Annotated in this window: 10 protein-coding genes and 1 pseudogene; 6 read left to right on the top strand and 5 right to left on the bottom strand. The window is 60.5% G+C overall.

All coding sequences use genetic code 11. From position 1 onward, the window contains the following. Positions 1-20 precede the first annotated feature (20 nt). Positions 21-992 carry a TIGR03571 family LLM class oxidoreductase gene (locus KO516_RS12470; RefSeq protein ID WP_216004122.1) on the bottom strand — a complete coding sequence of 324 codons (972 nt, stop codon included), beginning with the start codon at positions 990-992 and terminating at the stop codon, positions 21-23. A gap of 62 nt (positions 993-1,054) precedes the next feature. Then, positions 1,055-2,236: an MFS transporter gene (locus tag KO516_RS12465; RefSeq protein WP_216004121.1), complete on the bottom strand. Its 1,182-nt coding sequence runs from the start codon at positions 2,234-2,236 to the stop codon at positions 1,055-1,057. 93 nt (positions 2,237-2,329) lie between these two features. On the opposite strand from KO516_RS12465, the gene KO516_RS12460 reads away from it, so the two are divergent. Beyond that, complete coding sequence (locus KO516_RS12460; RefSeq protein WP_252737576.1) at positions 2,330-3,211, top strand: LysR family transcriptional regulator; 882 nt, start codon at positions 2,330-2,332, stop codon at positions 3,209-3,211. A 524-nt stretch (positions 3,212-3,735) separates the two neighbouring features. Here the strand turns inward: KO516_RS12460 and KO516_RS12455 are convergent. Further along, positions 3,736-4,524 carry an alpha/beta fold hydrolase gene (locus KO516_RS12455; RefSeq protein ID WP_216004119.1) on the bottom strand — a complete coding sequence of 263 codons (789 nt, stop codon included), beginning with the start codon at positions 4,522-4,524 and terminating at the stop codon, positions 3,736-3,738. A gap of 86 nt (positions 4,525-4,610) precedes the next feature. Between KO516_RS12455 and KO516_RS12450 the strand changes: the two genes are divergently transcribed. Then, positions 4,611-4,988, top strand: coding sequence for a MerR family transcriptional regulator (locus KO516_RS12450; RefSeq protein WP_216004118.1), 378 nt, complete (start codon positions 4,611-4,613; stop codon positions 4,986-4,988). 416 nt (positions 4,989-5,404) lie between these two features. On the opposite strand, the gene KO516_RS12445 is transcribed toward KO516_RS12450, so the two are convergent. Together KO516_RS12445 and KO516_RS12440 are read right to left on the bottom strand one after the other, a co-directional pair. Beyond that, the gene (locus KO516_RS12445; RefSeq protein WP_216004117.1) at positions 5,405-6,298 is read right to left on the bottom strand and encodes an MBL fold metallo-hydrolase; all 894 of its coding nucleotides are present in this window, start codon (positions 6,296-6,298) and stop codon (positions 5,405-5,407) included. A gap of 27 nt (positions 6,299-6,325) precedes the next feature. After that, a complete protein-coding gene (locus tag KO516_RS12440; protein WP_216004116.1) occupies positions 6,326-6,967 on the bottom strand; it encodes a DsbA family protein in 642 nt (213 codons plus the stop codon). A gap of 72 nt (positions 6,968-7,039) precedes the next feature. Between KO516_RS12440 and KO516_RS12435 the strand changes: the two genes are divergently transcribed. The 4 genes and pseudogenes from KO516_RS12435 to KO516_RS12420 form a co-directional block, all read left to right on the top strand. Next, complete coding sequence (locus KO516_RS12435; RefSeq protein ID WP_371742081.1) at positions 7,040-7,972, top strand: LysR substrate-binding domain-containing protein; 933 nt, start codon at positions 7,040-7,042, stop codon at positions 7,970-7,972. Between the two features lie 574 nt (positions 7,973-8,546). Then, the gene (locus KO516_RS12430; protein WP_216004114.1) at positions 8,547-8,726 is read left to right on the top strand and encodes an SMI1/KNR4 family protein; all 180 of its coding nucleotides are present in this window, start codon (positions 8,547-8,549) and stop codon (positions 8,724-8,726) included. 1 nt (position 8,727) lies between these two features. Beyond that, positions 8,728-9,258 carry a hypothetical protein gene (locus KO516_RS12425; protein WP_216004113.1) on the top strand — a complete coding sequence of 177 codons (531 nt, stop codon included), beginning with the start codon at positions 8,728-8,730 and terminating at the stop codon, positions 9,256-9,258. A 237-nt stretch (positions 9,259-9,495) separates the two neighbouring features. Then, positions 9,496-10,470 (top strand): annotated as a pseudogene (locus KO516_RS12420) (transposase); the annotation flags it as partial. Positions 10,471-10,487 lie beyond the last annotated feature (17 nt).

Genomic DNA, 10,487 nt, shown 5'->3' with positions numbered 1-10,487 from the left:
TCCTGACCCTAGGACGATGCTCATTGTGCTGTATCCATTGTGTTTTTTTGTGCAAATTCTGGTATGACGTGCTCGGCCAATTCAGCCAGAACGTCCTGGATTTCGCGTTGTGATTGGCGCAGGTTAAAGGCGATGTGCGCGACTCCCACTGCGTGTAGGGAGCGAACATGAGCCCTCAATGCATTGCGACCGATACGGCCCCCAAACTGGATCGGCCGGAAGGGCGCGTCGGGATCAGGGTCAAGGTCCAAATGCATGGCGGTCAGGACCGGCGCGGTGGGGAGGTCTGCATCGTTGCGCGCTTGACGCCACATCGACAGGCGGCGCTCGGCCTGATCCGGAGGACCAGGATACGTAAACCAGCCGTCCAATGTACGGGCGATCCATTGCAGGCTTTGCTGGCCCATCCCGGCCATGACCATCGGGAAACCTTCTGGCACAAAGGGGCGCACGGTGACGGGGCCGTGTGGTCCTTGCAGCGCATCACCTGACCAGAGAGTGCGCATCTGGTCGACGCGATCGCGCAAGGTGGCTCCGCGGGCTTCATAGTCCAGCCCCATCAGCGGGTATTCCACCGGTCGGTCCCCGGACGCGATGCCAAGGATAAATCGCCCGCCCGACAGATGGTGCAGGCTGGCCGTCATCTTGGCCAGCAGGATCGGGTCACGTAGTGGCAAGACGATACCCGCAGTGCCAAGCGCTATGCATCGCGTGCGGCCGGCAAGAAAGCCAAGATAGGGGAACGGATCGAAGACCTGCCCCGCATCCCCGAAGCTGGGATCGTGAATTGGCACGTCCCGCAGCCAGACCGCATCAAAGCCAAGGCTTTCGGCCAGTTCCAGGCCCTTGGCGGGGTTTGAGGTGTCTGGCACACCAAAGGGGCGCCCTTCGATACGGGCACGGCGTTGCCCGGCTTCAGACCAGTCGCGGTCCAGTGGCAATTCAATGCCAAAAGTAATGCGGTCTTTGTAAATCAGATTCAGGGCAGACATGATTCACAGCTCCAGTTCACTGGTTTGCCTCGCCGCACCAAGAGGCGGCGAGGCAAGCGAGGTTATTCGGCAGCAACAGCTTGGGCTGCTGTTGCGTTCAGGCGACCAGACAGGCGCACCAGAACAATCCCGACACCCACCACTGCGGCAGCGATGTAGGGCGCAGCGGCAAGGCCGATGCCTTCCACCACAAGCCCCCCGGCCCATGCGCCCCCGGCGATGCCGAGGTTGAACGCACCGATGTTCAGGCCGGACGCCACATCCACCGCACCCGGTGAGACTTCGCGTGCGATTTGCACGACATAGGATTGCAGCGGCGCCACGTTGGCGAAGGCAAAGCCGCCCCAGAAGGCCGCAACCGCGATGGCTGCAATCGGGCTGGTGAGGAGCGCGCCGAGTGCGACCAGAGATATGGCAAGGCCAGCAAAGATGACCGTCAGCGATGCCACTGCACCGATACGATCAGCCAGTTTACCACCTGCGATGTTGCCCACGGCGACAGATGCACCGTAGAGCAGCAGCACAAGGCTGACCGCACCCGCAGACAGGCCAGTGACTTCATTCAGCATCGGCGCAAGGAAGGTGAAGGCGATGAAGTTGCCTCCATAGCCAATTGCCGTGATCAGATAGACCAGCAGAAGGCGTGGCGAGGTCAGCACCTGCAACTGTGCTTTGATCCCTGCCGAGGCAGTCTTGGTCAGGTTGGCCGGCACCAGTACGGCAGAGGCGATAAATCCGATCACACCCAGCGCGACAACGCCGAGGAAAGTCGACTGCCAGCCGAAGTTCTGGCCGATGAAGGTCCCCAAGGGCACTCCCGTCACCAACGCGACTGTCAGGCCAAGGAACACCAGTGCAATGGCCGAGCTTTCCTTTTCGGGCTCCACCAGATCGGTGGCAATGGTCGAAGCGATGGCGAAGAACACGCCATGAGCGAGACCGGTGATAAAGCGCGCAGCGACAAGGCTGCCGTAATCCGGCGCACAGGCTGCGTAGGCATTCCCCAGGGTGAACAGCGCCAGCAAGAGCAGCAACAGCGTCTTGCGCGGCACCCGGTCTGCCATGGCCGTGAGCACGGGCGCGCCGATGGTGACGCCAAGCGCATAGAGGCTGACGAGCAGGCCAGCGGAGGGGATGGAAACACCAAGATCGGCGGCGATGGTGGGAAGCAAGCCGACGATGACGAACTCGGTCGTTCCGACGGCGAAAGCGCTGATGGTCAGCGCCCAAAGGGCAAGTGGCATCGGTTTTCTCCAACAAATTTGATGTCGACGCCGTATATGCCAGTCTCTATCTGTTGCGAGAACATGCAGGTTTGGGATGGGTCATTGCAGAAAATGCACGAATTGCTACGCATGGGGGATTTGGCGGCCTTTGTCGGGATCGTCGATGATGGCGGCTTTGCTGAATCCGCGCGTCGCAGGGGGGGTTCGGCCTCTACGCTCAGCCGGTCGGTCATGCGGCTGGAAGAACAATTGAAAGTCACATTGTTACGCCGCACCACGCGATCCATCGAGATCACCCCCGAAGGTGCCGCAGTTCTGGCCGAGGCACGCGAGATCCTGGACCGCAGCGAAGCCCTGCAGGAAATCGCAACCAGCGGGCAAGCACCCGCAGGACCCCTGCGTGTAAACGCACCGGTTCCTTACGTCCTACATGTTCTCGCCCCGCGTCTGGCCGAGTTTCACGCGCAATACCCCGGCATCCAGTTGTCTATCGACATGACAGACTCGCTGGTGGATCTGATCGGAAGTCACGCGGATGTCGCCATAAGGCTGGGGCAGCTGCCTGATAGCGACATGTTGCACCGCCCCTTGGGGCGCACGCCTTGGAAATTAGTGGCTGCGCCGCAGTATCTTGATCGCAACGGCTGGCCAAAAACACCAACCGACCTCGCGAAGCTGGAACAAGTGCGTTTCGCGGCACCAGATCATATCAACACACTGCGTTTCACAGGTCTGTCCACCCCCGTAACGGTGCCCACCTCCCTGACCGCAGGCAACGGAGAGGCCGTGCGCCAGTTGGTGTTGGGCGGCCTGGGCATCGCGCGTTTCTCCGATTTCATGATCGCAGAAGACATCCAAGCCGGGCGTTTGATTGAGCTGTTTCCCGGCCAGCTTGACGCCGCCCCACTGGATATCTCAGCCCTCTACCTTACCCGCGTGTCGGGGTTGCGAAGGTTGGGCGTTTTTCTGGATTGGTTGGTGAACATTGGTTGAGGCTAAATTATGCAAGGACCCTTTCAGCATGCATAACGCCTCCGTGCCAAGCGTGGCGTCGAAAGGTTACTTTTAGTCAGTCTTATATCGACATATTTTTGGATGTCCGCTTCCTGGAAGCTGCACTGCAGCGGCGCGGCGCCAAACGAACGGCTGGTAAGGGCCGGAAGCGATGGCCTACAGAAAGGGCGGTGAGCCGCACTTCGCTGTACGGCAAACTAACAACAGCTAAGTGCAGGAAGCGGGCTTTGCAAAGCCGCGCCCATCACCCAGGACGCAGGGCGCGACCGGCCCACTCCTGCCTGCCGTTGGACGTGACCGCCGGTGCGGCGCCGCAGCGTCACCGAAGCGGCCTTTCATCCCCGCCGCAGCATGTCCAACGACTCGAGGTCGGCAGAGCGGGAAAAAGCCGTCTTCGCTGCTGAGGTGAAGGACGGCATTGGATCGCGTTCCTGCTCGTGAGAAGTGGCGTGCTCGTGGTTCTGTCGTGCTATGGGAAACGCCGTGCCATTTTGTGCATGGCATCAATCGTGGAAAAACCGTGTTAGCAACGCCGCAACCGGCTTCGGTGTTTCCATCAAAGCCAAGTGTGGCCCGTCGATCCAGTCGAGCGTCGCACGACCGATGCCATGCGCCAGAGCGATCGAGGCTTTAGGGTCAACCATCTGATCCTGCTGATTGCCAAGTACCAGTGTATGGGCGCGAATATCTGCCAGATCGCGTGAGACATCGACATGAAGGTCGAGCTCGGCCTGCCGCGCGATGCCTTGCCAGTTGCTGCTCGCCACCATTTCGGCAACGATCGACTCCATGTCGTCTACTCCGGCGAGGAAGGCGTGGCTGAAGCCTGTCAACAGCATGAGCCGTGCTAGAGATGCCGGGTCCCGCCGTGCAAGATCCGCCCAGTGCCGGAACTGCAATTGCGACCGAGGATCAGCTCCAGAGACAAAGCCACCGACTAGGACGAGCCGTTCGACCCTGTCACTCTGCCGTGCGGCGAGCCGGGTGGCGACAGCGGCACCGAGGGAGAAGCCCAAGAGATCGAAGGTCTCGACGCCGGCATGGTCCACCGCAGCCAGCACTTGTCCGGCCAAGCGGTCAAGAGTCAGGGCCTCGGCGGGATCATCGGTCAGCCCGGCCCCCGCGTAATCTGGCCGGATTACCCTTCGGTCAGGCAGACCGGGCATCAGGCCAGAAAAGTTCGCCTCACCATCCCCTCCGGTGCCGTGCACCAGCACCAGAGGTCGGCCCTCACCGTCGTCACGATAACCGATGCGGGCACCGTCATGCTGCAAATATTCGATCTTCGTCATGAATCTGTTCTCCGACTTGATGTGTCGGATCTCGTCATGCACTCTGACAGTACTGTTAGGGTCAAGTGGGAAATGGAGATGTACCAATGCAGATCGGAGAAATGTCTCAGCGCAGTGGTATCAGTATCCGGATGTTGCGATATTATGAGGCCGAGGGCCTGCTCCAGCCGCACCGTACCGACAGCGGCTATCGCGACTATTCTGAAGCCGACCTCGAAGAGGCAAAGCGAATAAAACAGCTGGCGGATGCCGGCCTGACGATCGAGGCGATGCACGACCTTTTGCCCTGCATCATCAGCCCGAAGCCGACGTTCCACCCCTGTGACCGCTTGCGTGCTCGGCTTGAAACTGAAGTGGCGAAACTCGATCAGAAGCTGGCGTACATGCAGCGGTCCCGATCCCAGATTGTCGGCTATCTGGCTGATCTGCCGGTCGATGCCCCTGTCCTCATCTCTCAGGACTGAGGCATGTAGGCGGTAGCCTCAGTCGAACGGGGCCTTTCTAGGCGGTCACCCTGGACAACGCCTATGAAGGGATTGAAGGGCTCGTCGGAGCAGCCTTTCGAAAACCTCATCGCATTTTTAACTTTGGGCTCGGAGCGGGCTTGCGGCGGTGCAGCGAGCCGTACCCATGGCCGGCAGCAGCGCCCGTCGCTCTCGACCCGAAGCCGACCTTTGTTACCGTAATCGCAGCCGCGACAGGACTTACTCAAAAGCAGTCGGACAAGATGGCGGACACCATCGTCTCCGCCGTCGCCTTGCCGCTCGAAAATCTGTAATCTGTGCTTATCCGAAGCGAGGCGAGAGCGGCCAAGGTGAGGTGGCCGCTCTTTTTTCACTTGGTGCAAGTGGCGCACGCCGCGAAACGGCTCAGGCGGGGATCAGCCCCATTTCATCTCGCCGGTCAGAACCTTGGCGCCGACGTTCAATGCTACGCCCATGCCGAGATCGGGATAACGGGCGGTCATCGCGGCAATCAGCTCTTCCGAACCATCCGCCTTGTCGAGCTCTTCCTCAATCGCCAGCAGATAATTCTTGGTGAATTGCACGCCGTCCAGACCCATCGGCGCGTCCGGGGTCATGTGGCCAGGCACGATAACCCGCGGGTTGCGGGCAACAATAGCGTCCAGATTGGCGATCCATGCGGCGCGCTGTTCCTTGGTCGGCGTGTCCGCGGTCCAGACATGCACGCCGGAGAACACCATCACGCCGCCGAACACGGCCTGCAGATCCTCGATCCACAGGTAGCGGCGGTTGGCCAGCCCTTCGGCGGGAACGATTTCGATTGAATGGCCGTCCACCGTGAGCGTCCTGTTGTCATCCGCTTCGGGAATGACCACCTCTGCCACCGTCGCCGGGCCGTTCTCGCCCAGTTGCGGCCCCCAGGTTTCGACCTTTTTCGCCACGTTGGCATTGATGGCCGCGACGGTTTCGCTGGCTGCAATGACGCGGGCCTCGGGGAAGGATTCGACGATCGGGCGCAGGCTGAAGTAGAAATCGGGATCGCTCTGGCTGATGTAGATCGTGGTCAGACTCTTGCCCGTGGCTCTGATATCTTTGGCCAATGCGCGACCATCCGGCAAGGGGAACCCGCCGTCGATCAGCACAGCCTCGGTTGCGCCCTGGACCAGGATCGGTGCGCGGAAAAAGCCGTTCTCGCCGGCAGGGAAATGGGTCCAGGTCAGCCCATTCGCATCCGCGAAGGAGAGGCCGGGTGCCATCATGGCAGCGGCTCCGGCTGCGGTGGTCAGTTTCAGGATGTCTCTGCGGTACATGGGTTTTGTCCTTTGGTTGTAGAAGGATCAGCGCAGCTTGAGCGCGGCGCGCACAGCATCGGGGCCGGAATAGAGCGTGCTCGCATCCAGCGCGCCACGCGTGCCATCGACTTCGGCAATTAGGGCGGGAACGCCCCGGAGTTGGTAGGTTGTCATCAGGGTGCGGGCCTGTGCCGTGCGGCGGCGCACCAGCTCTGCAAGCGCCGCATCGGGGCTCAGGACACACGCTGCGGCATCCGCAAGGCCGAGATCGGTCAGCACGTCCGCAACGACCGCTGCGGTGGTCACATCCTTGCCCGCGACATAGCGCGCGGATTGAATGGCCCGCAACGCTTCGATCACGCGCTCCGGGTTGGTGTTGGCCACGGCCGTCACAGCCAGCGTGGCCACGGTGGAATCCAATGAGGCATCATCGGCGCCCAGCACGTTCTGACGGTAGGCTTCGGTGAATTTCTGGCCGCTGAGCGCGGCGATGCGCTGATCGCTGGCCCAGGCCTGCGCCGCGAAGCTTTTCATCGGTCGTGCCCCGTCGCCTGCGAACAGCCCGGTGGCATGAGGCTGCAGGTCGATATCGGGCTGATCTGCCAGCGCGCCGATGGCTGCCGAGGCCCCGTAACACCAACCGCAAAGTGGGTCGAAAAGGTAATGCAGTGTCGCTGTCTGTGTCATGATCTGTCTCCTTGGACACCGAGATAGGCGCATCCATTGCTCATGATAAGGCAAACGATTTTGACATAGTGTATGCCAAGGGCTAACAATCGGCGCATGACGAAAACCCATAACCTCAACCGGCTGGCCTATTTCGCGGCGGTCGTGGAAACCGGATCGTTCACCAAAGCCGCAGACCGCCTTGGGGTGACCAAGGCCGTGGTCAGCAGCCAGGTAACCCAGCTGGAGCAGGAGCTGAAGGCCACGCTTCTGGTGCGCAACACGCGCAAGGTCAGCACCACCGAGGCGGGTCGGCTGTTCTACGCGCGCTGCACGTCGATCCTGAATCAGGCGGAAGAGGCCTTTAGTGAGCTGTCACAGCTTTCAGAGAAACCTGTGGGCACATTGCGCATGACCGCCCCTCATGATTACGGCACGGCGGTCATAGCCCCGCTTGTCGCTGTATTCCGGCGCCAATATCCTGATTGCCAGGTCGAGCTGTATCTTGGCGATGATCATAGCGATCTGATGGCAGGCGATCTTGATCTGGCCATTCGGATCGGGTGGCTGCGCGATTCGACCCTGCTGGCGCGTAAAATGGGCGGGTTCAGACAGGTTCTTGTCGGCACGGGCGCCAACTCGGGTCAGTTCGATCATATCCGACATCCAGACGATCTTGTTGCTGTGCCCTTCATTGCGAACAAAGCGCTGTCCGACCCGCTGCACTGGCAGTTCCAAAGCGCCGCCGGTGACACGGTTTCCGCAAGGCTGCAAAGCAATCTCTCAATCGACAGTGCACCCGCGATCATGGCTGCCGTGAAGGAGGGCGCGGGTTTGGCGGTGCTGCCAGACTATCTGGTGCAGGACCATGTGGCCTCGGGCCTGTTGATCCGGGTCTTGCCCGAATGGCAGCTTCCCGAAGGGGGGATCTTCGCGGTGCTTCCCGCGTCAAAGTTCCGCGCAGCAAAGGTGAGCGCCTTTGCCGAAATGCTGCGTCATGCGGAAAAGGCGCGACGCAGGGGCTGAGCCCTCAGCCGTTGCGCAAAGGTTCATGCCGCTGGCACCCGAGGCCCAACCACATGGGTGGATCAGGTCGCGTGACGCTCCGATGGCGAGGGCTGCGCACTCTGCCGTGCAAAGCGTTGCACAGGGTGCGCGACGTCCTTGCAGACCAGCGATCACGAGGCTTGACGCGACCTGAACTGTCAAGAAATGTCACTGTATGCACGGCGCGAAGGATGACGGCTGGCGATGGGCAAAGCGATCCTAGCAAACCGGAGTTCACGGACCGTGGCGCGGCAGCGCTCGACGGTCCAACCGGCGCGCGAGAGACACAGATATGAGGACTGATCACAAGCCCACGCCCACGTCCCTCGCCCCCGACACGCTCGACCTTCTGGAACGCGTGCTCCAGGCTCGGCTTCCCCCTGCCTATCGCGACTGGCTTGCCAAGCGGAACGGGCAAACCCCCGAACATCGACTCGTCACATTCACGGAGAACGGACAGGAGGCGAGCACCACCCTGCATGCGCTCTATGCCGTGAATGCCCGAGACAGCTACCATGACCTTTGGCATTACAGCGCGAATTATGGCTAAGAGTTGCGTCCATGGTATCTGAGCATCGGAAGAGATGATGGCGGCAACCAGATCGTCATCGCACTGAAGGGACCAAACCACGGGAAAATCCTGTTCCTCGATCACGAAGTTCCGCTCGACGTGGGGCTGCACGTCATCGCGCCCAGCTTCGAAGCGTTCATCGCTGGATTGAAGGCAGGTTGACATGCGCAAATGCACCTACTTCTATGCGACCCCAGACGATTTCCATACCCTGATGGATCTGGTCGAAGCACAGGAGACTTTCGTCTACGCGGTTCATCCGGACTGCACTTCGCCGGAGGTTCTTTTGTATGATCGGTCGCGCGAAATACCCGATCTTCTGCGCATGTTCCCGGGTCATTTCGAGCACAGCCTTTACCTTGTGCCGCCGGGCACCCGGATGCAGGCCTCTGCGTTTCAGAATTACAAGGGCGTGCGATATGCGTTCCGGCCACCGGAGGTCTCTTCCGCCGTCGTCATCCAGCTTTATGGTCAGCACCCCGACGGCGCGCTGATCCAGTCGAATTTCTGGGCTCACGGGACTGCGACGGACGTCTTGCGGATCGAGGCCGCTCTCTTTCGCAACATGCGGCGCACCTTCCGCAATATGGGCGGGTCAAAGGTCGGTCCCGATGCTTATGCTCAGCTCCTCACCGGGCGGAGACTGACGTGGACCATCAAGGCTCCGCCAGAGGCCGATCTGCGCGTCGATTGAAGATTCCTGAAGGCAGGGCGATAAGCACATATATCCGATATCTGCACAGGGCGGACCTCGATGCATGAGGGCACCTGTGTACCCCATTCGTGGACTGTCGGTACGATTGCGCAGCGCGGCCATTCACTCAAGACGCAGCGAAAGTCGGATTTCCGCCGATGCTGTTGAAAAACTCCGGACTTGATTGGCGCGAAGGCTTCTGATTCCTTTAATTTACAGGGATGTGGAGGCATTGCGATGCTTGGAGGGCAGAAGGTTCACGCCCGGCTTTTCTATGAGTTCGATCTCGAGATGCATATTCCGTCCGACCATCTCCTTCGAGGCATCGACCGCTTTCTGGATCTGAGCGATCTGCACGAGGAGGTGCACGATTTTTACAGTCACACCGGTCGTCCCTCGCTCGATCCCGAGCTCATTATCCGGATGCTGGTGATCGGCTATGTCATGGGGCTGCGGTCCGAGCGGCGCTTTTGCCAGGAGGTTCACCTTAACCTCGCCTATCGCTGGTTCTGTCGGCTCGGGCTCGAGGACAAGGTGCCTGATCATTCGAACTTCTCGAAACTTCGGCATGGCAAGTTCCGTGAAAGTGACATCTTCCGCGTCGTCTTCGAACGTGTGGTGGCCCAGTGCATCGCCCATGGCCTAGTCGGCGGCCAAGGCTTCGCTGTCGATGCCAGCCTGATCAGCGCCGATGTCCAGAAGCAGAGCTCCGGCCGTCAGGCTAAATGGGACGCTTCCACGATCGATCCGACGGATGCACCGAGGGCGGTGAGAGAGTATCTCGACACTCTTGATGCGGAAGCCTTCGGCGTGGCAACGCCCGTCAAGCCCAAGCTCACGGCCCATGCGGATCCTGCCAGCCAATGGACGGCAGCGTGCAAGGGGCCTGCTTTCTTCGCCTATTCAAACAATTACCTGATCGACACGGATCACGGGATCATCATGGATGTCGAGGCGACCCGTTCGGTGCGGCAAGCCGAGGTCGGCTCAACGCTCATCATGCTGGACCGCACATCCAAGCGCTTCGACATTCGCCCGGATTGGTTGGTCGCGGATACGGCCTATGGATCAGAAGAAAGCCTGGTCGAGATCGTCCTGAAGCGAAAAATCCTGCCCTTCATCCCCGCCATAGACAAAGGCGAGCGCACGGATGGCACCCTGTCTCGCTCGGACTTCACCCGGGATGAAGAGAACGACCGCTACATCTGCCCTTAGGGTCAGGATGCATT

The organism is Citreicella sp. C3M06 (genome assembly GCF_018860705.1).
Taxonomy (GTDB): Bacteria; Pseudomonadota; Alphaproteobacteria; order Rhodobacterales; family Rhodobacteraceae; genus Salipiger.
The sequence above is the reverse complement of the archived record's forward strand: the minus strand, read 5'-3'. Positions and strand labels throughout refer to the sequence as shown.

Bases quoted from the DNA above. Each gene is read 5' to 3' on its own strand.
- KO516_RS12470 (WP_216004122.1), bottom strand. From the start codon at position 992: ATGTCTGCCCTGAATCTGATTTACAAAGACCGCATTACTTTTGGCATT.
- KO516_RS12465 (WP_216004121.1), bottom strand. From the start codon at position 2,236: ATGCCACTTGCCCTTTGGGCGCTGACCATCAGCGCTTTCGCCGTCGGA.
- KO516_RS12460 (WP_252737576.1), top strand. From the start codon at position 2,330: ATGCACGAATTGCTACGCATGGGGGATTTGGCGGCCTTTGTCGGGATC.
- KO516_RS12455 (WP_216004119.1), bottom strand. From the start codon at position 4,524: ATGACGAAGATCGAATATTTGCAGCATGACGGTGCCCGCATCGGTTAT.
- KO516_RS12450 (WP_216004118.1), top strand. From the start codon at position 4,611: ATGCAGATCGGAGAAATGTCTCAGCGCAGTGGTATCAGTATCCGGATG.
- KO516_RS12445 (WP_216004117.1), bottom strand. From the start codon at position 6,298: ATGTACCGCAGAGACATCCTGAAACTGACCACCGCAGCCGGAGCCGCT.
- KO516_RS12440 (WP_216004116.1), bottom strand. From the start codon at position 6,967: ATGACACAGACAGCGACACTGCATTACCTTTTCGACCCACTTTGCGGT.
- KO516_RS12435 (WP_371742081.1), top strand. From the start codon at position 7,040: ATGCCAAGGGCTAACAATCGGCGCATGACGAAAACCCATAACCTCAAC.
- KO516_RS12425 (WP_216004113.1), top strand. From the start codon at position 8,728: ATGCGCAAATGCACCTACTTCTATGCGACCCCAGACGATTTCCATACC.